At 73.0% G+C, this 22,116-nt stretch carries 20 protein-coding genes and 1 pseudogene; 10 read left to right on the forward strand and 11 right to left on the reverse strand.

Features of this window, described 5'->3' with window-relative positions; genetic code table 11:
• The 4 genes from FGF04_RS09005 to FGF04_RS09020 form a co-directional block, all read right to left on the reverse strand.
• Positions 1-1,710 (reverse strand): ATP-binding protein (locus FGF04_RS09005; RefSeq protein WP_149510791.1); only part of this gene is annotated, 1,710 nt, incomplete at its 3' end.
• Between the two features lie 104 nt (positions 1,711-1,814).
• The gene (locus FGF04_RS09010) at positions 1,815-2,171 is read right to left on the reverse strand and encodes a UBP-type zinc finger domain-containing protein (protein ID WP_149510734.1); all 357 of its coding nucleotides are present in this window, start codon (positions 2,169-2,171) and stop codon (positions 1,815-1,817) included.
• On the reverse strand, positions 2,168-3,640 hold the full coding sequence (locus FGF04_RS09015; RefSeq protein WP_149510735.1) for an ATP-binding protein: 1,473 nt from the start codon (positions 3,638-3,640) through the stop codon (positions 2,168-2,170). The genes FGF04_RS09010 and FGF04_RS09015 overlap by 4 nt, the downstream gene beginning before the upstream one ends.
• On the reverse strand, positions 3,637-5,313 hold the full coding sequence (locus FGF04_RS09020) for an FAD-dependent oxidoreductase (RefSeq protein ID WP_149510736.1): 1,677 nt from the start codon (positions 5,311-5,313) through the stop codon (positions 3,637-3,639). Before FGF04_RS09020 ends, FGF04_RS09015 begins: the two co-directional genes overlap by 4 nt.
• A 191-nt stretch (positions 5,314-5,504) precedes the next feature.
• On the opposite strand from FGF04_RS09020, the gene FGF04_RS09025 reads away from it, so the two are divergent.
• Positions 5,505-6,332, forward strand: coding sequence for a DUF1206 domain-containing protein (locus tag FGF04_RS09025; protein WP_149510737.1), 828 nt, complete (start codon positions 5,505-5,507; stop codon positions 6,330-6,332).
• A gap of 60 nt (positions 6,333-6,392) precedes the next feature.
• Here the strand turns inward: FGF04_RS09025 and FGF04_RS09030 are convergent, their stop codons facing one another.
• Together FGF04_RS09030 and FGF04_RS09035 are read right to left on the reverse strand one after the other, a co-directional pair.
• The gene (locus FGF04_RS09030) at positions 6,393-8,843 is read right to left on the reverse strand and encodes a GH92 family glycosyl hydrolase (RefSeq protein ID WP_149510738.1); all 2,451 of its coding nucleotides are present in this window, start codon (positions 8,841-8,843) and stop codon (positions 6,393-6,395) included.
• A gap of 272 nt (positions 8,844-9,115) precedes the next feature.
• Positions 9,116-10,174, reverse strand: a pseudogene (locus tag FGF04_RS09035) (S1 family peptidase); the annotation flags it as partial.
• A gap of 575 nt (positions 10,175-10,749) precedes the next feature.
• On the opposite strand from FGF04_RS09035, the gene FGF04_RS09040 reads away from it, so the two are divergent.
• Complete coding sequence (locus FGF04_RS09040) at positions 10,750-11,442, forward strand: DUF6230 family protein (protein ID WP_149510740.1); 693 nt, start codon at positions 10,750-10,752, stop codon at positions 11,440-11,442.
• A complete protein-coding gene (locus tag FGF04_RS09045) occupies positions 11,442-11,849 on the forward strand; it encodes a DUF6114 domain-containing protein (RefSeq protein WP_149510741.1) in 408 nt (135 codons plus the stop codon). The genes FGF04_RS09040 and FGF04_RS09045 overlap by 1 nt, the downstream gene beginning before the upstream one ends.
• 61 nt (positions 11,850-11,910) lie before the next feature.
• On the opposite strand, the gene FGF04_RS09050 is transcribed toward FGF04_RS09045, so the two are convergent.
• The 3 genes from FGF04_RS09050 to FGF04_RS09060 form a co-directional block, all read right to left on the reverse strand.
• Complete coding sequence (locus FGF04_RS09050; protein ID WP_149510742.1) at positions 11,911-12,135, reverse strand: CDGSH iron-sulfur domain-containing protein; 225 nt, start codon at positions 12,133-12,135, stop codon at positions 11,911-11,913.
• Between the two features lie 135 nt (positions 12,136-12,270).
• The gene (locus tag FGF04_RS09055; RefSeq protein WP_149510743.1) at positions 12,271-13,272 is read right to left on the reverse strand and encodes an iron-containing redox enzyme family protein; all 1,002 of its coding nucleotides are present in this window, start codon (positions 13,270-13,272) and stop codon (positions 12,271-12,273) included.
• Between the two features lie 230 nt (positions 13,273-13,502).
• A complete protein-coding gene (locus FGF04_RS09060) occupies positions 13,503-13,856 on the reverse strand; it encodes a DUF6479 family protein (RefSeq protein ID WP_149510744.1) in 354 nt (117 codons plus the stop codon).
• A gap of 311 nt (positions 13,857-14,167) precedes the next feature.
• Here FGF04_RS09060 and FGF04_RS09065 point away from each other — a divergent pair, with 311 nt between their 5' ends.
• Positions 14,168-15,031 carry an RNA polymerase sigma factor SigF gene (locus FGF04_RS09065; protein WP_188114010.1) on the forward strand — a complete coding sequence of 288 codons (864 nt, stop codon included), beginning with the start codon at positions 14,168-14,170 and terminating at the stop codon, positions 15,029-15,031.
• A 210-nt stretch (positions 15,032-15,241) separates the two neighbouring features.
• On the opposite strand, the gene FGF04_RS09070 is transcribed toward FGF04_RS09065, so the two are convergent.
• Positions 15,242-15,580, reverse strand: coding sequence for an ANTAR domain-containing protein (locus FGF04_RS09070; RefSeq protein WP_149510746.1), 339 nt, complete (start codon positions 15,578-15,580; stop codon positions 15,242-15,244).
• Positions 15,581-15,802: 222 nt separating this feature from the next.
• Here FGF04_RS09070 and FGF04_RS09075 point away from each other — a divergent pair, with 222 nt between their 5' ends.
• From FGF04_RS09075 to FGF04_RS09090, 4 genes are all read left to right on the forward strand, one after another.
• Positions 15,803-15,976, forward strand: coding sequence for a CsbD family protein (locus tag FGF04_RS09075; RefSeq protein WP_149510747.1), 174 nt, complete (start codon positions 15,803-15,805; stop codon positions 15,974-15,976).
• Between the two features lie 271 nt (positions 15,977-16,247).
• Positions 16,248-16,934, forward strand: coding sequence for a HemK2/MTQ2 family protein methyltransferase (locus FGF04_RS09080; RefSeq protein WP_149510748.1), 687 nt, complete (start codon positions 16,248-16,250; stop codon positions 16,932-16,934).
• Positions 16,935-16,967: 33 nt separating this feature from the next.
• Entirely contained in the window at positions 16,968-17,210 is a 243-nt protein-coding gene (locus FGF04_RS09085) for a hypothetical protein (RefSeq protein WP_149510749.1), read from the forward strand.
• A gap of 97 nt (positions 17,211-17,307) precedes the next feature.
• Positions 17,308-18,156: a universal stress protein gene (locus FGF04_RS09090; protein WP_149510750.1), complete on the forward strand. Its 849-nt coding sequence runs from the start codon at positions 17,308-17,310 to the stop codon at positions 18,154-18,156.
• Here FGF04_RS09090 and FGF04_RS09095 read toward each other — a convergent pair.
• A complete protein-coding gene (locus FGF04_RS09095) occupies positions 18,117-19,406 on the reverse strand; it encodes a DUF4032 domain-containing protein (protein WP_149510751.1) in 1,290 nt (429 codons plus the stop codon). The genes FGF04_RS09090 and FGF04_RS09095 overlap by 40 nt on opposite strands.
• A 253-nt stretch (positions 19,407-19,659) precedes the next feature.
• Between FGF04_RS09095 and FGF04_RS09100 the strand changes: the two genes are divergently transcribed.
• Complete coding sequence (locus FGF04_RS09100) at positions 19,660-21,396, forward strand: FAD-binding dehydrogenase (RefSeq protein WP_408055597.1); 1,737 nt, start codon at positions 19,660-19,662, stop codon at positions 21,394-21,396.
• 129 nt (positions 21,397-21,525) lie between these two features.
• Positions 21,526-21,993, forward strand: coding sequence for a DUF6069 family protein (locus FGF04_RS09105; RefSeq protein WP_149510752.1), 468 nt, complete (start codon positions 21,526-21,528; stop codon positions 21,991-21,993).
• Positions 21,994-22,116: the final 123 nt, after the last annotated feature.

Consider the following 22,116-nt stretch of genomic DNA (forward strand, 5'->3'; position numbering starts at 1 on the left):
GGAGATCAGCAGGTCGGCCCGGGCGTCGGGCAGACCGAGTTCCTCCGCGACGGCGAGGGCCTGGTGGGCCACGCGGCGCGCCGTCCCGGCGTCCCCCATGTACCGGGCCGCCATGACGTGGGTGGACGCGGCCCGGACCCAGGTGCGCGACGGGGGGTCGGCGGGGATCATCGCGAGGGCCTCGCTGCTGTACGTGAAGGCCGCCGCCAGGTCGTCGGTCCGCATGAGGTTGCCGGCGAGCGTGTAGCGGACCCGGGCGGCGAGCTCCGAGTCCTCCTCCGCGCCCACACGCGCCAGCGCGGCCCGGGTGAGCGAGACCGCCCGGTGGGTCTCACCGGCGTGCGCGGCGGCGGCCGAGGCGCGCAGCGTCAGCGTGACCGTGTCGAAGCCCTCCGGCCGGGCCTCCGGGGGCACCGCGGACCACAGGTCGAGGGCGGCCTCCAGGTGGTGCAGCTCCTCGGCGGGGGCACGGACCCGCCCGGCGTGGTCGGCGGCCTCCAGCGAGGCCGCCAGCGCGTCCGGCAGGTCGTGGCTCTCGCGGGAGTGGTGGGCGCGCTCCGCGGCGCTCTCGGCCGGCCGGCCCCGCCCGGCCAGCACCCGGGCGAACGCCCGGTGCAGGCGCACCCGTTCGCCCGGCAGCAGGTCCGCGTAGACCGCCTCGCGGATCAGGGCGTGCCGGAAGGAGTAGGTGTCGTCCCCGCCCGAGTCGCCGCCGGAGACCAGGAGCTGCCGGCCGACGGCCTCGCGCAGCGCCGACTCCAGCTCCTCGTCGGGCAGTTGCACGGTGTCGCGCAGCAGGTCGTGCTCGACGCGGCGACCGGCGACGGCCGCGGTGCGCAGCACCTGCTGCGCGGTCGGCGGCAGTTGCTCGAACCGGATGAGCAGCACGTCGGCCAGTCCGCTGGGCACGGCCGGCGCGGACCCGGCGGCCTCCGAGGTGGCGGCCAGCAGCTCCTCGGCGTAGAAGGCGTTGCCCTCGGCCCGCTCGACGATGCGGCGGACCGTGGCGTCCGGCACGGGCGTGGTCCGCTGGGCGCGGACCAGCCGGGCCATCTCCCCGTCGGGCATCGGCCGCAGCTCCAGCCGCTCCACGGCGGGCAGCCGCACCAGCTCGGCGAGCAGCGGGCGCAGCGGGTGCCTGCGGTGCAGGTCGTCGGCGCGGTACGAGGCGAACACGGCCAGCCGCTGCCCGGCGCCGCGACCCGCGAGGATGCCCCGGCTGAGCAGGAAGCGCAGCAGGTCGCGGGAGGACTGGTCCGCCCAGTGCAGGTCCTCCAGGACCAGCAGCAGCGGTGCCACCGAAGTCAGTTCGGCCAGCAGCGCGGCCATGCCCTCGAACAGCTGGGGGCGGCCGCCCGCGTCCCGCGCACCGCTGCCGCCGTCACCGAGCAGGCGGCCGGCCACGGGGTGCGCCGCCACCGTCGCCGCGAACCGCTCGTCCGCGGCCAGCACCCCCAGGATCTCGGTGAACGGCAGATAGGGGAGCCCCACGTCGCCGAGGTCGACGCAGTGCCCGGTGACCACCGTCGTGCCCGCCGCCGTCGCGCGCCCGGCGGCCTCGGCCAGCATCCGGGTCTTGCCGACCCCCGCGTCCCCGGCGACCAGCACGGCGCGCGCCTCGCCGGTCCGGGCCCGGTCCAGGACCTGGGTGAGGCGGGCGAGTTCGTCCCTGCGGCCGATGAACGGCGCGGTGAAAGCGGTGGTCGGCACGGATCCATCCTGGCACGTGCCGCCGACAGGCTCCGGAGCACGAGCACGAGCACGAGCACGAGCACGAGGCACGGGACCGGCCGGGCGGCGCGCGGGCCGGACCGTCAGCGCAGGGTCTGCGCCCAGTTCGCCGGCACCCGTCCCGCGGGTCCGGGCGCGGGCTGGTCCGCCGGGTGGCTCAGCGGCGGGGCGAGGTCGGGTCCGGACTCGTACAGCTCGGACGTCTCGAAGTTCCAGAACCAGGCCTCGCCCGGCTCGTAACTGCGGATGAAGGGGTGGCCCGTGCTCCGGTGGTGGGCCGTGGCGTGCTTGGCCGGGGAGTCGTCGCAGCAGCCGATGTGCCCGCACTGGGCGCAGCGCCGCAGGTGGAACCACCAGCCGCCCGAGGCGTCGCACTCCACGCATCCCGTGCCGCTCGGCGGCACCTGAGGGTCGATGCCGTCCAGGTCCGACGTGCTCATGATGTCTCCTCGGGGGTGCCGGGTCCGGTGCCGTTCCCGGTGTCGGGGTCCGCCGCCGTCAGGGGGAGGAAGACCTGGAAACGGGTGTCGCCGGGCGCCGACTGCACCTGCAGGTGCCCGTGGTGCTTGTTCACGACGATGCGCCAGGAGATGTCGAGGCCGAGCCCGGTGCCCTCGCCCACGGGCTTCGTGGTGAAGAACGGGTCGAAGATCCGGCCGCGGATCTCCTCCGGCACCCCGGGCCCCGTGTCGCGGAACTCGACGAGCAACTGCTCCCGTTCCGGTGCGGTGCGCACGGTCAGCGTGCCCTCGCCGCCCATCGCGGAGGCGGCGTTGTCGATCAGGTTGGTCCACACCTGGTTCAGCTCGCCCGGATAGGCCGGGATCCTGGGCAGCGAGCGGTCGTAGTCCTTGACCACCCGCACGCCCGGGCCGATCTTCCCGGCCAGCATCATCAGGGTGCTGTCCAGCAGTTCGTGCACGTCGGCGACCTGGTAGGGCGCCCGGTCGAGCTGCGAGTACTGCTTGGCCGCGTTCACGAGGTTCGAGACCCGGGTGGTGGAGTCCTCGATCTCGTTCATCAGCAGCTCGGTCTCGACCGTGTAGTTGAGCCACCGGACCGCGCCTTCGAGCGTCCCGTCGTCCACGGTCGCCGCCACCTGGTCCAGCCAGTCGGTGTCGAGGCCCGCCTGCACGAAGGTCGGCGCCAGCTCCCAGCCGCCCGCGATGCCGTGGTCGTCGAACCAGTCGCCGAGCGCGTCCTCCCGGTCGGAGGCCTCCAGCGGGCTCAGCGGGGTGGCCTTGGCGACCTGCTCGGCGGTGCGCTCCTGGATCTCCACCAGCGTCTCCAGGGCGTCGCGCGCGTACGGTCCCGCCGCGATCATGCCGAGCTTGTGCCGCATCCCCGCGACCCGGTCCCGCAGCGCCGAGGTGGCCCGGACCGCCGCCGCGGCCGGGTTGTTCAGCTCGTGCGTCAGCCCGGCGGACAGCGAGCCGAGCGCCAGCAGCCGCTCCCGCTGGCCCACGGTCCGCTGGGTGTTCTGGCTGCCGAAGAACAGCCCCTCCAGCAGGTGCACGGCCATCGGGAACCACTCCCGCAGGATCGCCGAGAACGTCTCGGCGGGCAGGACGAAGAACCGCGAGGGCTCGGTGACCCGCATCGAGCCCTTGTAGCGCGCCTCGTCCGGGACGGCCAGGTACGCCTGCATGGCGCCCGCGTACACCCCGCGCTGGGACGTGCGGCTGATCTCCACGTCGTCGCCGCCGACCCGGCGCGACATCACGACCGTGCCCTCAAGGAGGACGAAGAAGCAGGTGGCCGGCTCGCCCTCCTCGTAGACGTAACCGGGCTCGAACAGCTCCACCCGGCCCTCCGCGCACAGCCGCCCCAGCTGCTCGGCGTCCAGCTCCTCGAACAGGAACAGCGAGCCGAGCTCCTCGATGTCGCACGGCATCGGCCGCCCGCTCACGACTGCTCCAGGTACCGGTGGACGAGCATGACGGCCATGGCTCCCTCTCCTACGGCGGAGGCGACACGTTTCGCGGACTCGGCGCGCGCGTCACCCGCGACGAACACCCCGGGCACACTGGTCTCCAGGTGGTACGGCGGCCGGTCCAGCTCCCAGTCGGCCGGCGGCTGCCCGTCGGCGGTCAGGTCGGGCCCGGCGACGATGAAGCCGCGCTCGTCCCGCCGGACCGTGCCGTCCAGCCAGCCGGTCAGCGGGGCCGCGCCGATGAACACGAACATCCACTGAGCGTCGACGAGTTCGGTGGCGCCGCTCGCCAGGTCGCGCAGGGTGAGCTGCTCCAGGTGGTCCGAGCCGTGCACGGCGTCGACGACCGTCCCGGTGCGCACCGAGATGTTCGGCGCGTTCGAGATCTGCTCGATCAGGTAGTGCGACATCGACGCGGTCAGGGACGGGCCGCGCACCAGCAGGGTGACCGACTTCGCGCCCCGGGCCAGGTACATCGCGGCCTGTCCCGCGGAGTTGGCGCCGCCGACGATGTACACGTCGTGCCCCTGGCACGCGGGGGCCTCGGTGAGCGCCGACCCGTAGTAGACCCCGCACCCGGTCAGCTCCTGCGCACCCGGCGCGTCGAGCTGCCGGTAGGAGACGCCCGTCGCCAGGATCACGCTGTGCGCGGCGATCGTCGAGCCGTCCGAGAAGTGCACGGTGCGCGAGGCGCCCGTCACCTCAAGGCCGGTGACCTCGCGCGCCGTCAGGATCTCGGCGCCGAACTTCGACGCCTGGCGCCGCGCCCGGTCGGTGAGCTGCGCCCCCGACACCCCGTCCGGGAAGCCGAGGTAGTTCTCGATCCTGGAGCTCTGGCCCGCCTGCCCGCCGGTCGCCGAGCGCTCCACCAGTACCGTCCGCAGGCCCTCCGAGGCGCCGTACACCGCCGAGCCCAGCCCGGCCGGGCCGCCGCCGATGACGACGAGGTCGTAGAACTCGGCGGCCGGCGTCGTGGCCAGGCCCACCTGGGCGGCCAGCTCCGTGTCGTCCGGCTCGACCAGCACCGCCCCGTCCGCGGTGACCACCAGCGGCAGCCGCTCGCCGTCCGCCCCTGCGCAGGCCAGCAGCCGCCTGCCCTCCGGCTCGTCCGAGGAGTACCAGCGGTAGGGGACCTGGTTGCGGGCCAGGAACTCCCGTACGTCGGAGGAGCGCGCCGACCAGCGGTGCCCGACCACCTTGGTGATCGGCACGGCCCGGTGGTCGGAGGCCCGCCAGGCGGCCAGCAGGTCGTCCAGGACGGGGTAGAGCTTCTCCTCCGGCGGGTCCCAGGGCTTGAGGAGGTAGTGGTCCAGGTCGACCACGTTGATCGCGTCGATCGCCGCGTTCGTGTCGGCGTACGCGGTCAGCAGCACCCGGCGCGCGCCCGGGTACACGTCCAGGGCCTGCTCCAGGAACTCGATGCCGTTCATCTGCGGCATCCGGTAGTCCGCCAGGATCACCGCGACGAGGTCACCGCGCAGCTTCAGCTCGCGCAGCGCCTCCAGCGCGCTCTCCCCTGACTCCGCGCGCACGATCCGGTACGTCTGGCCGTAGCGGCGCCGCAGGTCACGGGCGACGGCACGCGAGACCCCGGGATCGTCGTCCACGGTCAGGATCACGGTCCGGCTTCCGTCGGTGCCCTCTGCCATTCGTCTCCCACCCCGAGAGGTCGGCGCCCCGGCGCGGTGCCGCGCGACGCCCTTGCATGTTGCACGCCCATCGTATGTTCGATCCTCCCGGGACGCCTCGGTCCGCCGCGGAAGCAGGCACGCATCGCGCGGCCGGAACCACCGGGTGTCGTACGGCCGAGCCGGGGCATCCGCTGGACGGGAGGCAAACGATGAACGCAGGAACGTTGGCACGAGGCAGCCGGGCGGGGAAGCAGAAGGCAGCCCCCGCCATCGAGGGGGCGGCACGGGCGGGTTTCACCGCGCGCGGTGTCATCTACGTGCTGGTGGGTCTGCTGGCCCTGCAGATCGCCTTCGGCGACAGCGGGAAGCAGGCGGACCAGGGGGGCGCGCTCCAGGAGGTCTCCGGAAAGCCCTTCGGGGAGGTCGTGCTCTGGGCGCTGGGCATCGGACTGGTCGGCATGGCCCTGTGGCGGCTGTCCGAGGCGGTCTTCGGCGCGGCGGGCCCCGACGGCGGCAAGGCCAAGAAGCGGCTGGCGTCGGCGGGACGGGCCGTCTTCTACGGTTTCGTCGCCTACTCCGTCCTCTCCTTCGCCGCGGGCGCCGGCGGGAGCGGTTCGAGCGACGGCAAGTCCCGGGACGCGACGGCCAAGGTCATGGACCTGCCCGCCGGGCGGTGGCTCGTGGGTGTGGCCGGCGTGGTCATAGCGTGCGCGGGCGTCTGGATGGCGGTCCAGGCGATCCGCCGGAAGTACCACAAGCGCATGAAGCTCACCGAGATGTCGCGTCGCGTGCGGCAGACGGTCGACGTCACGGGGATCGGCGGCGGTACGGCCCGCGGTCTGGTGTTCGCCGTCGCGGGCGGCTTCGCGGTCCGCGCGGCCTACGACTACGAACCGGACAAGGCCAAGGGCATGGACGACACCCTGCGGTCGTTCACCGAGACCCCGGCGGGTCCGTGGCTGCTGGTGCTGATCGCCGTCGGCCTGATGCTGTTCGGCGTGTTCTCGTTCGCGATGGCCCGGTACCGCAAGGTCTGACCGGCACCGCACAGGGGTGGCCCCGGGTCTCTCAGGACCCGGGGCCACCCCTGTGCCGGGTCAGCGGGGCAGTCCGGCGGGCGCGGTCGCCCACCGGGTGTCCGGCTCCGTCACGAGGCTGTACCTCAGGGTGCCGCCGGTGCGCAGGAGGCTCCCGTCCGTCCAGGACCGGTCGTGCGTACGGCCGTCGAGCCGGACCCCGGCCACGTACGCGTGCGCGGCGTCGGCGGCGGGCGCCTCGATCACGATGTCCCGGCCCGGCCGGTCGACCACCGCGTGCGGGAACAGCGGGGCGCCCAGCAGGAAGTTCGCGCTGCCGGGGGTCTGCGGGTAGACGCCGAGCGCCGAGAAGACGTACCAGGCGGACATGGTGCCCAGGTCGTCGTTGCCGGGCAGGCCCGACGGGCCCGTGCCGTAGACGGTGTCCATGATCTGCCGCACCGTGGCCTGCGTCTTCCACGGCTGCCCGAGCGCGTTGTAGAGCCACGGGGCGTGGATGCCGGGCTCGTTGGTCGGGTCGTAGCGCAGCGCGTCGCCGCCCTTCACCGACCAGGACCCGTCGGCCTTGTGGAAGAAGGCGTCGAGCCGCTGCGCCGCGACCTCACGCCCGCCCATGGCCCCGGCGAGCCCCTGCACGTCCTGCGGCACCATCCAGGTGTACGTGGCGCTCGTGCCCTGGGCGAACCCGCGGTCGCTGCCGGGGCTGAACGGAGTGACCCACGACCCGTCCAGGTTGCGCGCCTGGACGTATCCGCCGGTGCCCGCCCCGTCCGTCGCGGCGGGGTTGTAGACGTTGCGCCACCAGCCGCCCCGTCCGGCGAAGTAGGCGGCCTGCTCGTCCAGACCGAGGAGTTTCGCCCACCGGCCGAGCGCGTCGTCGGCGACCGCGTCCTCCAGGGTCTCGGCGGCGCCGCCCCAGCAGTGGCACACGTCCTGGGCGGCGTACCCGGAAGCCATGTACTGCGCCAGGTTGGGCCGTTGGCCGGTGCACTGGCCGGGGCAGCCCGCGTCGGAGAGCCCGTCCGGGTGCGGCACGGTGGCCTGCTCCGCGAGCGAGTCGAAAGCGCCGCGGTAGTCGAAGGTGCGGACCCCCATGGCGTAGAAGGTGGCGAGCGTGGCCGCCGTCGGGTCACCGGTCATGACATGGGTGGGGCCGTTGATGTGCACCCACCGGTCCCACACCCCGCCGTTCTGCTCGGCGAAGTTGTACAGCGACTGCGCGAAGTCCCCGGCGATACGCGGCTTGAGCAGCGCGAGCAGCTGGATCTGCGCCCGGTACTGGTCCCAGCCGGAGAAGTTGCTGTACTGCGCCCCCTGCCCGCGCTCGATCCGGTGCGGCCTGCCGTCCATGCCGGGGTAGCGGCCGTCGGTGTCGCTGACCAGGTTGGGCTGCTGGAGGGAGTGGTAGAGCGCGGTGTAGAAGGCGGTGTGCTGCGCCTCGCTCCCGCCGCCGACGCGCACGGAGCGCAGCTCGCGGTCCCAGGCCCGGCTGCCGGCCGCCGCCACCTCGTCGACGCCCGCCCGCGGGGCTATCTCCTCGCGCAGGTTCGCCTCGGCGCCCGCGAGGCTCACGTACGAAATGCCGAGCCGCATGTGGACATCGTTGTCGGAGCCGGTGTCGAAGCCGACGTACCCGCCGGAGCCGCGGCCCGCGCGGTCGGCGCCGGTGGCGTACCCCTCGCCGCCGCTTCCCGTGGTGGAGCCGGGGGAGAGGGTGCCGTCCTTCCAGGTACCGGTGGAGGAGAAGGCCCGGTCGAACGAGGCGCTGAAGTAGAGCCGGTAGTAGCTCTTACGGTTGTTGACACCGCCGTTGGCGCGCCGCCCGCAGAAGGCGCCCGTCAGCACCGACCCGGTCACCTTGCGGTGGGCGCGGTCGATCTCGATCTCCGCGTCCTCGCTCCCGTTGAGCGAGTTGGAGACCCGGAAGAGCAGGCTGGCGGGCTTGTCGGCGGGGAACGTGAAGTCGGCGACGCCGGCCCGCTGCGACACCGCGAGGTCCGCACGGGCGCCGGAGTCGAGCCCCACCGAGTAGCGGCCCGGCACGGCCCGCTCGTCGGCGTGCGAGAAGTTCGCCGCGTAGACCGCGTCCGTGGTGTCCGCCGACGGCGAGGAGGTGACGTCCCCGACGAACGGCATGATCGGTACGTCGCCCGCGGCGCCCGGGTTGCAGCCCGCGCCGTTGACGTGGGTGAGGCTCAGCCCGCGCAGCCGGGTCGTGCCGTACTCGTAGCCGTTGGCCGCGCCGGTGCCGGTCTGGTCGCCCCTGGTGCTGGTCGGCGACCAGCCGATCATGCCGTACGGCAGGTTGGCGCCGGGGTAGGTGTTGCCGCCGTTCGCGGTGCCGATGAGCGGGTCGACGTACGCGGTGGGGCGGGCCGGCGCCGCGGCGGTGGCGGCGTCGGCCGCCGAGGAGACGGGGCCGGGCAGCGCGGCGGCTCGGCAGGAGAGCGGCCGCTCTCGCGCTGACCACCGCGCTCGCCGCCGCCCGGCGGGGGTGGATCCGGGAACCATGGGCGGGGGAACCTTCCGTGTGGACGGGCGGGAGTCCGCCTGACGACGGCCGACCCCGCAAAGTACCGCCGCCGAGCGTAGGCTGCCGGACCACGCCCCGGACCGACGCGGGCGACAACCCCAGTGAACGGCCGGTGAATCCAGGGCGCCCCGACAGGGGCGCGGGGAACTGCGCGACCAGCCCCCTGCGACCCGCAGACGACATCGCTCCGGCACGGACCGCACGGAAACGGCCCCGCCTCACGGCGGGGCCGCACCCGGTGCCGCTACGGCTACGCCGTGTGCAGCGTCAACCCGTACCGGCCGAGGATCTCGTTGATCGGCTGGTACCAGGTCTCGCCGCCGGTGGAGCAGTTGCCCCAGCCGCCCGACGTGACGCCCTGCGCCTGGTCACCGCTGATGAACGAGCCGCCCGAGTCGCCCGGCTCCGCGCAGACACTGGTCTTGGTCATCTGGCGGACGGCACCCTGGCTGTAGTTGACGGTCTCGTTCTTGGCCAGCACGTTGCCGCAGTGCCAGTGCGTGGTCGACCCCGACCGGCAGATGGAGGCGCCGACCGGTGCCTCGTTGGAGCCGCGCACGAGCTGGTCGGAGACGGTGCCCCAGCCCAGCACGACGGGCACCGTCCACCAGCCGCTGCCGACGTTGACCCAGGCGTAGTCGTTCTCCGGGAACGACGAGCCCTGGATGTTGCCTATGTAGGAGCGGTCCCAGCCGCTGACGCCCTGGCCCGCGCCGCCGCAGTGCCCGGCGGTGACGAAGCCGCCGTGCACCGAGAAGCCGATGGAACAGCGGACGTTGCCGGTGTAGAAGGGGTCGCCCCCGACCGTCCCGGCCGCGAAGGTCTCGGGCGCCTTGGCGACCTTCTCCACGGTGACGGGACCCGCGGCCCGGGCCCGGTCGAGGAAGGAGCGGACATCGTTGTCAGCGCGCTGGGCGGCGACGACGCCCACGACGACCGAGCTGGACTCGGCGTCGACGTACCAGTTGCTGACGCCCTTGGGTGCGTCCAGCTTGTCGATGCGGGCCTTGGCCGCGTCGAGCTGGCGCGCGCTGTGCTCGACGGTGCGGACGGCGGCCCCGGTGTCGCGGACGGCGTCCAGCGTGGCGGCGGACGCGCCGGCCTTGACGGCGACGGTCAGCCTGCCGCTGTCGGCGTCGAACCAGGAGCCGCCGTACGCGGCGCCGGCCGCGCGCTCGGCCTTCGGTTCGACGGCGGTCGCCTTCTTCTCGGCGGCGAGCCGTGCCTCGGCCCCCGCCTTCGTCAGGCCGAAGTCCCGCTGCATGGCGTCGAGGAGGGCGTCGGAGGCGGGGGCCTTCGCGGTGGGGGCCGGGGGCGTCGAAGGACGGCCCCCGGCGCGGGGCCGGCGGGCAGGCGACCGGGCACGGTCCGGGAGGGGGAAACGACCGTGCCGGTGCCGTGGAGGGACGACTGCGGATCGCACGTGCGGTCGGATCTGTGCGGGGTGGCCGGTCGACGGCGGTGGCTGCCTGTCGGCCGTGTGACCGGCCCGCCGGCCGAATGAGGCACCGGACGGGCCGTGTGTGACGGGACGGGACCCGGGAATCGACGTGCGTCGCCGGCGGGATCCGGCGCCACGGATCCGTGCGTAGCCAGGGAGAGTTGTAGACCTGAATGTTGTTCAACGTCAAGGCGTGGCGCGGAAGTTGACGTTCGATCAGCGCTCTCCATGTCTTCGCCACATCCTCGGCCCCGTTTTTGCACAAGATGCTTGACCCTCGCCCCTTACCGCGGGTAACTTCCGTCGCGGCTACTGCTGCGTAACGAGAAAGCCCTTGCGCCCGCCGGGAGGCGCGAGGAGGCGTACGCCGCCGTGCTGTCCGCGCCAGGACACCGCACCACCTGAAGCCGCACCTCGCGTTGACATGCCCTTGGGAGCAGAACATGGCCTCGTCCTCAGGAGCCGGCCCGTCCGCCGGTTCCACCCCCGAGCCGTCCGGACCGCCGGAAAGCGGTTCCGCCGCCGAGACCTTCGCAAGCCCCGCAAGACGGGGGCGGGTCCGCCTGCGCCGCGCCGCGGTGATGGCGGTGCCTGCCACCGCGATCGCCGCCGGTCTCATGATCCTCACCGCCCAGGGAGCCCTGGGCGTGCAGTTCGCGATATCCGGGATGCCGTTCACGGTCACCGCGACCAACCTCGACGGTGAGGGCTTCGCGCAGTTCGGCGGGCTCGACCAGATGGCCGAGGGCAGTCCCAATGAGGGCGACACCGGGGGCCAGGTCCTGGTGGTGGTCTCCGCGATCAAGAAGGCGACCCTGGAGAAGCTCTGCCAGAGCGTCGACCTCGGCGGCACGAATCTGCTCATCACCGCGGGCGCGGGCTCGCAGAAGGTCTCCGCGACCAACCTCACCACCGACTCCACGGAGCTGTCCGGCGACGCGGCCTTCGACAACATCGAGATCGGCAACGACGCCGGCACGCTCGACAAGTCCCACACGCGGGGCCCCAAGGGCGTCTTCAGCCAGCAGGCCGACACCGTGCACATCGGCAACCTGCGCCAGACCAACTACGCCACCACGGCCGCGGTGTTCAAGCTCCCCGGTCTGAAGCTCCGCTTCAGCGACCAGGGCTGCTGATGGCTTCCTTCCGGCACTGGCGTGCGGTCCGCCCGTTCTGGGGCGGGCTGCTGCTCACCCTGGGAGGGGCGGAGATCCTCCTCACCGAGAAGGCGTCGCTGAAGGTCGTGATGCACATCGGCATGCAGGGCCTGGCGGGCTACCTCCTGCCGCTCCTGATGGTGATCTGCGGGCTGCTGATCCTCTTCAACCCCGCCCAGCGCCTCTTCTACTCGATCCTCGGGGTGCTGGCCTCCCTGGGCACCTGGCTCACCTCGAACCTGGGAGGCTTCCTCATAGGACTCCTCCTCGGCGTCGTCGGCAGCTGCCTCACCTTCGGCTGGCTGCCGGACCAGGAGCCCCGCCCCGCCCGCTCGTGGCGCCGCCGCGTCCGGCGCGGCCACCGGGAGCCGGCGGCCCAGCCGTGACCCGCCGGGGGCGCCGGCGAAAGGGCGCCCCCGCGGTCACCGCACGCCGTGCGGCCGGACGTCAGCGGTCGGACGCGGGGCGCGCGGTGGGCGTGTGCTTGCGATGACTGGTGTCGCACCACGGGTACATACGGCTGCGCCTGCACGTGCACAGGGCCACGCAGAAACGGTCGGAGGTCACGGTCGTACCGTCCTCCAACTCGATCTCGACCGGCCCCTCGACGAGCAGAGGCCCCTCGCGCCGGGCGACGATCCGGCGCGGACGTTCGGCAGAGGTGTCCGGCACGGCCGGTCACCGCCTTTCTCTCGACTGTACGGACCCGACTGCGCGAACCCGACTACGCGGACTCGACCGCGCGGACTCGACCGCGCGCAGGGCGATACCCGCCGCCCGGGGGGCGGAGGACGGCGCCCGGCCCGGTCATACGGCGGTGCGCAACGACGTCCGTCCCGAACGCCAGGCCTCCAGCAGGCGGTCCGCCAGACGGTCCTCCAGCCAGCCGGTGGCGTCGACCCCGAACGCGACGTCGGCGTCGAGGTGCGGTTCCACCTCCAGCAGGCCCGCGACGACCTCCCGGCGCACGACCTGCTCGTGCACCGCGTCGGCCTCGACGTGCTCGGCGTAGAAGTGCTCGGCCGCCGGCCCCGCCCCGAGGCGCCGCATCGCCTTCGCCAGCCGCCTGGAACCGGGGGAGGAGGTGATCTCGACGGCCGCGAAGTGCCCCACCAGGGCGCCGCGCAGCGCACGGTGCAGACCGAAGAGGGACATCAGGTTGACGACGGCCAGCGCCTCGGCGCCGCTCGCGTCGAGGTAGCGCCCGTACGCCGGATCCAGTTCGAGGTCGCTCATGAGGTCCGCGAACAGCTGGGCGTGCACGCGCTCGGCGCGCCCCCCGCCCCACTCGTCGAACTCCACCGCCGCCATGCCGGCCTTCGCGCGCCCCCACAGGCGCGGCAGGACCCAGGCGTGCGGGTCGGCCTCCTTCAGGTGGTAGACGGAGCGCTGGGCGGCGTACTCGCGCAGCTGCCACAACTCGCCCTTGTCCTGGAGGAAGTGGGAGACGCCCTCGCCGTCGACGGGCTCCACGAGCAGTTCGTCCAGGGCGTCGGCGGCGTGTTCGTGGCGCGTCGCGCCCTTGCGCAGGGCCGCCAGGAACGGCTCCTCCAGCGCGGCGCGCACCCGCAGCAGCTCCGGGTCCCACTCGCGGGCCTCGGGGACGCCCGCGAAGCCCCGGTAGTGGAGCTCGTAACAGAGGTAGAGCGCGAGCTGCAGGTCGTCGCCGAGCGGGTCGGCGCCGGCGAGGGCGGCCTCGCCGGGCAGAGGGCCTGTGCCGCGCAGGTACGCGATGACTGCCGCGGAGATCTCTCCCCGGCTCGGCGGGAGCTCCGGTTCCGTGACCGGACGCGTGGCTACGGGTTGCATGCGTACCGGGTACCCGTGATCGATCTGCCCTCACCTGGGCCGTTGCGCGGGTGCCGCGCGCGTCCACGCCCGCGCCCGCGTCCGGAACGCGGACGCGCGCCGGACGTCCGGCACCCCCGTCCGTACGGGTCCGATCCCCGGCGCGGGCCGGAAGGAGCGGGACTCCGTGGATCCCGGGTGCCATCGCGTCGTCCGGCGCGCGAGCGGGCTTTCAGAGCGTGGACCGCAGGTCAGGTCCTGCCGGGGCCGCCGCTCCCGAAGCCGCTGCTGCTGTTGTCGCCCCAGGTCGGCGGATCCTGCTCGTCCGCGCGGTGCGACGAGCCGCTCAGGTCGTGCGGGGTGACGCCGTCGCTCCTGGGCACCTCGGTGTGCTCGCGCCGCTCACGCACCTCGCCCACGGGGCCCGACTCCGGAAGGGTCGGCTGCTCCTCGGGGCGCGGGGGCGCGGGCTCCTTGGCGCGCTGCCGGCGTCCGAAGTAGACGGCGAAGATCAGGCCACCGACGACGATGACGCCGATGAGGAACGGCACGATTCCGCCCACTGCGGAACCCGAGGCAGCCAGTGGTGTCGCGTTGTAGTCCATTGCCTCCGTGTACCCCGCGCCACCAGCCGAAACAAACTGGCCCGTCCTTCCTCCCCGACCACGCCGAACAGGCCCGTTCGGCGCGGAGCCGTCACCCTGCATGAGCGGCGAGTTCCGCTATGTCATGGTAGGAAATAAATAGTTTATTCATATCCCCTTTGGGGGAATTCATGCTCAGTGCTTCGGACCGGAGGCACGCCCGTGGGAACTGGCTCGCCAGGTCCGTCCCGGTCGTGTTCCGGCCGGGCCGTCCGCGCGCCCTCCCACCGTGACTGTTCCGGAAGCACCTTCTGAGGGAGATGCGACGCGCCATGCCCATCACCGCGAGGACGAAGCAGCATCCCCATGACGACGCCCCCGACACGGCGGCGGCCTTCGAACGGCTCGCCACCCTGCCCGACGGGGAGGAACGACAGGCCCTGCGCGACCGGCTGGTGCAGGACTGGCTGCCGATGGCGAACCGCATCGCCCTGCGGTACCGCGGCAGGGGGGAGTCCGTCGAGGACCTCACCCAGGTGGCGGCCCTCGGCCTCGTCAAAGCGGTCGACCGCTACGACCCCGAGCGCGGCAACGCCTTCGAGAGCTACGCGATCCCGACCATCACCGGTGAGATCAAACGCCACTTCCGTGACCACATGTGGGTCCTCCACGTACCGCGCCGCGTCCAAGACCTGCGCAACCGGGTCCGCGCCGCCGCGAAGGAACTGTCGCAGACCATTCCGGGCCGCAGGCCCACGGTCGCGGAGATCGCCGCGCACGCGGGGATGAGTGAGGTGGACGTCCAAGCCGGCTTCGAGGCCCTGGACAGCTTCACCGCCCTCTCCCTCGACGCCGAACTGCCCGGCAGCGACGACGGTTACGCCCTCGGGGACGCCCTCGGTGTGTCCGACACCGGTTTCGACCTGGTCGTCGACCGCGAGGCCGTGAAGCCCTGCATCGCCGCGCTGCCCGAGCGCGAGCGGACCATCCTCTACCTGCGCTTCTTCGGGGGGATGACGCAGGGGCGCATCGCCGAGCACCTGGGCATCTCCCAGATGCACGTCTCACGGCTGCTCAGCGGGTGCTGCGCCAAGGTGCGCGACGAGGCGCTCGCCGACCTCGAACCGGACCGCGACACGACCCCCGCCACCGGCTCCGGCCCTGCCTCCGGTCCCGAGTCCGGCTCCGGTACCTGATCCGGGCCGGCCCGGATCGGAGACCGTCCCCTTGGGACGGACCCAGCCGCCCGCCCCGGAAGCGTCCGGAGTGGGCGGCTGCGTGGCGAGCTCACTGCCGAACCCTCCCGGGAGCGGTTTGCCAGCGCACTGCCACTCTCCGAGGTATCCGACGGCGCCGGGGCGAAACACCCGGACGTCACACCTGGACGCCACACCCGGACGCCGTCGTCAGGGCGGCGGGTCGCATTCCGGGCGGCAGACGGGGCCGTACCGGTCGAGCGCCTCCTCCAGGGCCGCCCGGACGTCGGGCGGCAGCTCGCCCGCCCGGCCCCACGCGATGATCAGCTCCGCGACGCTGCGCAGCTTGATGTTCGTGTGCTGGGACACCTCCCGCAGCACGCACCATCCCTGACCCGGTGTCACCTGCCCCAGGGCCACCATCATGCCGATCGCCTGGTCCACCACCGCATGGGAGGTCACGGCCTCCCTGAGCTGGCCGATCTCCTCCTGCAGCTCGACGATCCGGGGCACGTCCTTCCCGGCACCCGGACCCACGTCTGGCGTCATACGTCCCCTCCGGGGTCGCGTCACACAGTTCGTGGCGTCGTCCCCCGGGCGGACTCCACGCTCGCCTTCCATCGTCCCCACTGCGCCGCCCGCGTGCCAGTGCGCGGCAGTGGAACGATGACGATGGTCACTCGCGGTGACATCTCGCTACGGATTGCGAACAGCCGGAGGTGGGCGCAGGGTGGATACGCAGTCCAACCCCCCTTCCAGGAACGGAACACCATGAGCAAGGCGAAGAGCAAGGCCAAGCAGATGAAGGGCAAGATGAAGGAGAGCGTCGGCCGGGCCGTCGACGACAGGTCGATGGAGGCCGAAGGCCGCGGCGAGCAGATGAGCGGCATGGCCGAGGGCCTCACGGCCAAGGCCTCCGAGCGCATGAAGAAGTCCGGCCGCTAGAGCCTGTCCGACAGGCATGGGCCGGCGGGGCCCGGTACACCGGCCCCGCGCGAACGCCCCCGGACGGTCTCCGGTCCCCCTCCACGACCGTACGGGGGCGTTCCCGTGCCCGGGGTCAGGGAGGGTGGACGGCACCCGCCGCGGGCGCAGGTGTGGGGCAGTGATCCAGGGGCACTCGGTGCCTGTCAAAACGTGCCCGACCTGGCATGAGGCGGCTTGGCGCGCTCGACTTCCCGCCTCTGTCGGGGCGCCCGGACAGAGGACTACCTCCATGGCTTTTCTCGTCGACCCCACACGCCGGCCCGGACCCGTGCTGGTGCCTCCCGGCGTCTACGCCCCACAGGCCGACACCCATCTCCTGGCGCGGGCCCTCCACCGGGAGATGCCCGCCCCCGGCACGGACGTCCTCGACCTCTGCACCGGCACCGGCGCCCTGGCGATCTGCGCGGCCCGCAGGGGCGCCCGCGTCACGGCGGTCGACATCGCCTGGCGCGCCGTGCTCACCGCCCGGGTGAACGCGATGCGGGCCCGCCAGCGCCTCACGGTCCACCGGGGCGACCTCCTGGGACCGGTCCGGGGGCGCTCCTTCGACCTGATCGTCAGCAATCCGCCGTACGTGCCCACGCCGCCCTCGGAACCGGCGACCGGCCGCGGCCCGGAGCGGGCCTGGAACGCCGGGCACGACGGGCGCGTGGTCCTGGACCGCATCTGCGCCGAGGCGCCGCGCGTCCTGCGGCCCGGCGGCGTCCTGCTCATCGCCCAGTCGGGGCTGAGCGGCACCGAGGAGACCCTGGAACGCCTGGCCGACTCGGGGCTGTCGGCCACGGTGAGCGACCGGGAGCACATCCCGTTCGGGCCCGTGCTGCGCTCCCGGCTGTCGTGGCTCAGGGAGTCCGGCCGGATCGCGCCGCGCGAGGAGAACGAGGAACTGGTGATCGTCCGGGCGCAGCGGAACTGACTGCACCGAGGGGCGACGGGTACTCGTCGGCGCATGCGAAACGAACCGGAACACCCCACACGGCGCGAGAACGACCACAAGCACGGTCACGGTCACAGTCACGGGAACGAGCACGGTACCCGCACCGCCACCGAAGAGGCCCTGAAGGAGATCGAGGACCAGGGCCGCGAGGAGGACACGGGCACGCCGAGGGGCCGGGAGGAGGGCTCGGGCGACCCCATCAGCCCGAGCCCCGGAGCCAACGAGGACGCGGTGGAGAACGACCACCCGCGCTAGGCCGCCCCGCCCCGGCTGCGAGCGGACCACCGCCGTGCCGCCAGGTGAGGACGCTCGGTAGCGTGGGCACCTCGACCGACGCTACGGAGGCCCATACATGACCCGCCCGATCACCGTGGGAGCAGACGGCTCCGCCGAATCCCTGGCCGCCGTGCACTGGGCGGCCAGGGAGGCGGTCCGCCGCTCGCTCCCGCTGCGCATCGTGCACGCCCGGGAGAAGTCCGACGCCGAGGACCGCACGGCGGACCTCCGCGAGGCGCTGGTGCGGACCGCGGGCGACGTCGGCCAGGAACACCCCGGCCTGGCGGTGACCACCGACCTGCTCGACGGCGGCCCGGTCGAGGCGCTGCTCACCGCCGCCTCGGAGGCCGAGACGCTGGTCCTGGGATCGCGCGGCCACGGCGCGATCGTCGGCTTCCTGCTCGGCTCCGTCGGCCAGCAGGTCATCGCCGAGTCGACGCGGCCCGTCGTGCTCGTGCGCGTCGGCGACCGCGCCGAGTCCGAGGCGGCGGGCCGCGAGATCGTCGTCGGCCAGCAGGGCGGCCCCGAGGACAGCGCGGCCGCGCTGGAGTTCGCCTTCGAGGCGGCGGTGGCGCGTGGCGCCGACCTGCGCGTCGTACGGGCCTGGGCCCTGCCCACCGTCTTCACCTACAGCCCCGGCTCGCTGGCGCTCGCCGACGAGGCGGGGGGCCTGGAACAGTACGAGAAGAAGGCGCTCGCCGAAGCGCTGCGGCCCTGGCTGGAGCGGTTCCCCGACGTGAGGGTGACGGAGCACGTCGAGATGGGCAGCGCGGGCGAGGTACTGCTGTCGGTCGCGGCGCGGGCGCAGTTGATGGTGGTCGGCCGGCGGGTGCGCCGCTCGGCCGTGGGCTCACGGATCGGTTCGGTCGCCCACGGGGTCGTCCATCACGCGCCCTCCCCGGTCGCGGTCGTCCCGCCTGCCTGAGCGGCAGCGGCCCCGTCGGCGTCCGCCGGGGGCGACAGGCTGTCCCGCACCTTGGGCAGGACGGTGGTGACGTAGTCCTCGACGACGGCGTCCAGGGCGAGGTCGTGCCCGGACCGCTCGGACAGGTACCAGCGGTGTTCGAGGAGTTCGTGGTAGAGCTCGGCCGGATCCATCGACCCGCGCAGGTCCCTGGGTACCATCCGCACGGTGGGCCGGAAGACGTCCCGGACCCACCGGTGGGCCAGGACCTCCGGCCGGGCCGCCAAGGGGTCGCCCGGGGCGTAGTCGTCCTGGGTGGCCATCCAGCTCTCCAGGTCGTTCAGCAGCCGCCTGGCCTGGTTCTCCTCCGTGTCGAGCCCGGTCAGGCGCAGCAGTTGGCGCTGATGGTGCCCGGCGTCGACGACCTTCGGCACGAACGTGACGGAGTCGCCGTCGGGGGAGTGCGCGATCTGCATCTCGGCGACGTCGAAGCCGAGGTCGTTCAGGCGCCGGATCCGGCGGTCGATGTAGTGGTGCTTGCCCGCCGGGTACACCGACGTCCGGGTGAGCTCCTGCCACAGCCCCTCGTAGCGCCGGCAGATCTCCTGCCCGAACTCGATCGGGTCCACCGACGGGTGCAGCGCGCCGGAGGCCTCCAGGTCCAGCAGTTCCCCGCTGATGTTGACACGGGCCAGGTCGAGGTCGTACTCCCGCTGTCCAGGGCTCAGTTGGGGATGCACCTCACCGGTCTCGGCGTCGACGAGGTAGGCGGCGTACGCCCCGGCGTCCCGGCGGAACAGCGTGTTCGACAGCGAGCAGTCGCCCCAGGCGAACCCCGCCAGGTGCAGCCGCACCAGCAGCACGGCCAGCGCGTCCATGAGCCGGTGCATGGTGGCGGGCCGCATGGTCGTCTCGAACATCGACCGGTAGGGCATCGAACCGCCCAGGTGCCGGGTGATGAGGACGGACTCCAGCGGCTCGCCCGACCCGTCGGTGCGGCCGGTGACCACGGCGAGCGGATCGACCGCCGGGATGTTCATCCGGTCGAGGCCGCGCAGCAGTTCGTACTCGCGCAACGCGGGCCGCTCCGCGAGCTCCTTGACCGCCACGACCTCCGCACCGGCGCGCGCGTACCGCACCACGTGCCGTGAGATGCCCCGCGGCAGCGGCACCAGGTGGTGCTCCGGCCACTCCTCCAGGGGCACGTCCCAGGGCAGGTCGAGCAGGAGCGCGGGGTGCTCCGGGTTGGTCGCGCTGATCTGCAATGCCATCGCTCGCGTGCCCTGCCTCACGGTCGTCCGTCGTCGTGCGTCGTGCTTCGTCTCGCGTCGTGRGTCTCGCAGGAGCATCTCCGCACCTGGACGGCCCTTTCGTCAACACGGCGGCCCGACATGTCCGCCTGTGGGAGTCGCACCGGAGATCCGCAATCGGCCCCGAATACCCGGGGACAGGTATTCCGAATGGGCCCGCGCCGGAATTCGGGCCCCCGCCCCGTCCGCCCTCACACGGCGCCGCGCCCTCACGGTGGCGGGCGGCGCCCTCGCCGCGACCGCCCTCGCGCAGGCGACGTCCCCGGCCTTCGGCGCCTCCGCCGCCGCGGACGCGGACGCGATCGTCGTCGGCGGCGGACTCGCCGGGCTGGTCGCCACGGCCGAACTGGCCGCGGCGGGCCGCAGGGTGCTGCTCCTCGACCAGGAACCGGCGACGAACCTCGGCGGGCAGGCGTTCTGGTCCTTCGGCGGCCTCTTCCTCGTCGACTCCGACGAACAGCGGCTGATGGGCATCAAGGACTCCCAGGAGCTGGCCTGGCAGGACTGGCTGGGCACCGCGGGCTTCGACCGCGGCGTCGACGACGCGAAGGGCCAGGACCACTGGGCGTACAAGTGGGCCGAGGCGTACGTGGACTTCGCCTCCGGGGAGAAGCGCTCCTGGCTCGCGGGCCTCGGCGTGCAGTGGTTCCCGATCGTCGGCTGGGCCGAGCGCGGCGGCGGGCTCGCGGACGGCCACGGCAACTCGGTGCCCCGCTTCCACGTCACCTGGGGCACCGGGCCCGCGGTCGTGGAACCCTTCGAGAAGAAGGTGCGCGCCGCGGCCGAGGCGGGCAAGGTCACGTTCAGGTTCCGGCACCGCGTCGACGGGCTCGTCACGACCGACGGCGCCGTGACCGGCGTCCGCGGGGCCGTCCTGGAGCCGAGCAACGCCGCCCGCGGCAAGCCCAGTTCGCGCACGGTCGTCGGTGACTTCGAGCTGCGCGCCCCGGTGGTGATCGTCACCTCCGGCGGGATCGGCGCCAACCACGACCTCGTCCGGCAGAACTGGCCGGCCCGCCTCGGCGCGCCGCCCCGGACGATGATCACCGGGGTGCCGGCCCATGTGGACGGCCGCATGCTCGCCATCACCGAGAAGGCCGGCGGCCGGATCGTCAACCCCGACCGGATGTGGCACTACACCGAGGGCCTGCGCAACTACGACCCCATCTGGCCCGGCCACGGCATCCGCATCCTGCCCGGCCCGTCGTCCATGTGGTTCGACGCCACCGGGAAGCGCTTCGCCGCGCCCGACCTGCCCGGCTACGACACCCTCCACACCCTCGGGTCGATCACCGCCTCTGGCTACGACTACTCGTGGTTCGTCACCACCCAGAAGATCATCGCCAAGGAGTTCGCGCTCTCCGGCTCCGAGCAGAACCCGGACCTCACCGAGAAGAACATCTGGATGCTGCTCTCCCGCATCTGGCAGACCCCCGAGCCGATCGAGAAGTTCAAGAAGAACGGCGTGGACTTCGTCGTCGCCACCACCCTGTCCGAACTCGTCCGCGGCATGAACAAGCTGACCGGCGACGGGCTGATCGACCTGAACGCGCTCAAGCGCCAGATCGACGCGCGCGACCGCGAGATGGACAACCCGTACAGCAAGGACGCCCAGGTCATGGGCATCCGGAACGCGCTCTCCTACCCCGGGGACAGCCTCAGCCGGACGGCGGCCGCGCACAAGATCCTCGACCCGAACGCCGGTCCGCTCATCGCCGTCCGCCTCAACATCCTCACCCGCAAGACCCTCGGCGGCCTGCAGACCGACCTCTCGGGCCGGGTCCTGAACGCGGCCGGCACGCCGGTGCCCGGCCTGTACGCGGCCGGTGAGGTCTCCGGCTTCGGCGGTGGCGGCGTCCACGGGTACCGGTCCCTGGAAGGCACGTTCCTCGGCGGCTGCCTCTTCTCGGGACGCGCGGCGGGACGGGCGGCGGCCGCCGCGACGGCCTGAACCCGGGTGGGCCGACCACGGGTAGGTCGGCCGGAAATCGTTGGGTGATGACCGATCAGTTCCTGGCCGTTACTCCTGTCTACCTCTGTGAAAGGCAGACAGCCTGGACCGACCGACAGGAGACCCGCCATGAGCGTCACCGCATCCCAGAACCAGACCGTCACCGGCTCCGCCCGGTCCGCCCGGGTGCTCGCCGCGCGTCCCGTGTGGCAGGTCGGTGTCGTGGCCGCCCTCGCCGGAGCCGTGGTGACGGAGGTGTTCGCGCTCGTCGCCCGGGGTGCGGGCGTGCCGATGGAGGCGGCCGGTCCCGGGGCCGCCGAGGCCGCCGAGATCCCGGTGGGCGGCTTCGCCGGGGGAGTGCTGTTCTGGTCGGTCGTCGGGATCGTGCTGGCGATGGGGCTGGCGCGCTGGGCGAAGCGGCCTGGTCGCACCTTCGTGGTGGTGACCGTGGCGCTGACGGCGCTTTCCCTGGTGGGGCCGGTTGTCGCGCCGCACACGGCCGTGTCGACGCAGATCGTCCTGGCCGCGTCCCACGTGGTGGCCGCGGCGGTCGTCATCCCGCCGCTGGCGATCCGGCTCACCAGCGCGCGCGGGTGACCCACCCAGGGTCCCGAGACCGTGCGTCGGCTGCGGGCCGTGGGGACTGGTCGCGCAGTTCCCCGCGCCCCTGGGTGGGTGGTGCCTCCGGCGGTTCGTCGGGTGCGGGTCGTGGGGGTGGGC

It is taken from the genome of Streptomyces apricus, from assembly GCF_008369065.1.
GTDB classification, from domain to species: Bacteria; Actinomycetota; Actinomycetes; order Streptomycetales; family Streptomycetaceae; genus Streptomyces; species Streptomyces apricus.

Coding starts and splice junctions, on each gene's coding strand:
- FGF04_RS09010 (WP_149510734.1), bottom strand. CDS start 2,171: ATGAGCACGTCGGACCTGGACGGCATCGACCCTCAGGTGCCGCCGAGC.
- FGF04_RS09020 (WP_149510736.1), bottom strand. CDS start 5,313: ATGGCAGAGGGCACCGACGGAAGCCGGACCGTGATCCTGACCGTGGAC.
- FGF04_RS09025 (WP_149510737.1), top strand. CDS start 5,505: ATGAACGCAGGAACGTTGGCACGAGGCAGCCGGGCGGGGAAGCAGAAG.
- FGF04_RS09030 (WP_149510738.1), bottom strand. CDS start 8,843: ATGGTTCCCGGATCCACCCCCGCCGGGCGGCGGCGAGCGCGGTGGTCA.
- FGF04_RS09040 (WP_149510740.1), top strand. CDS start 10,750: ATGGCCTCGTCCTCAGGAGCCGGCCCGTCCGCCGGTTCCACCCCCGAG.
- FGF04_RS09045 (WP_149510741.1), top strand. CDS start 11,442: ATGGCTTCCTTCCGGCACTGGCGTGCGGTCCGCCCGTTCTGGGGCGGG.
- FGF04_RS09055 (WP_149510743.1), bottom strand. CDS start 13,272: ATGCAACCCGTAGCCACGCGTCCGGTCACGGAACCGGAGCTCCCGCCG.
- FGF04_RS09060 (WP_149510744.1), bottom strand. CDS start 13,856: ATGGACTACAACGCGACACCACTGGCTGCCTCGGGTTCCGCAGTGGGC.
- FGF04_RS09065 (WP_188114010.1), top strand. CDS start 14,168: ATGCCCATCACCGCGAGGACGAAGCAGCATCCCCATGACGACGCCCCC.
- FGF04_RS09070 (WP_149510746.1), bottom strand. CDS start 15,580: ATGACGCCAGACGTGGGTCCGGGTGCCGGGAAGGACGTGCCCCGGATC.
- FGF04_RS09075 (WP_149510747.1), top strand. CDS start 15,803: ATGAGCAAGGCGAAGAGCAAGGCCAAGCAGATGAAGGGCAAGATGAAG.
- FGF04_RS09080 (WP_149510748.1), top strand. CDS start 16,248: ATGGCTTTTCTCGTCGACCCCACACGCCGGCCCGGACCCGTGCTGGTG.
- FGF04_RS09085 (WP_149510749.1), top strand. CDS start 16,968: ATGCGAAACGAACCGGAACACCCCACACGGCGCGAGAACGACCACAAG.
- FGF04_RS09090 (WP_149510750.1), top strand. CDS start 17,308: ATGACCCGCCCGATCACCGTGGGAGCAGACGGCTCCGCCGAATCCCTG.
- FGF04_RS09095 (WP_149510751.1), bottom strand. CDS start 19,406: ATGGCATTGCAGATCAGCGCGACCAACCCGGAGCACCCCGCGCTCCTG.
- FGF04_RS09105 (WP_149510752.1), top strand. CDS start 21,526: ATGAGCGTCACCGCATCCCAGAACCAGACCGTCACCGGCTCCGCCCGG.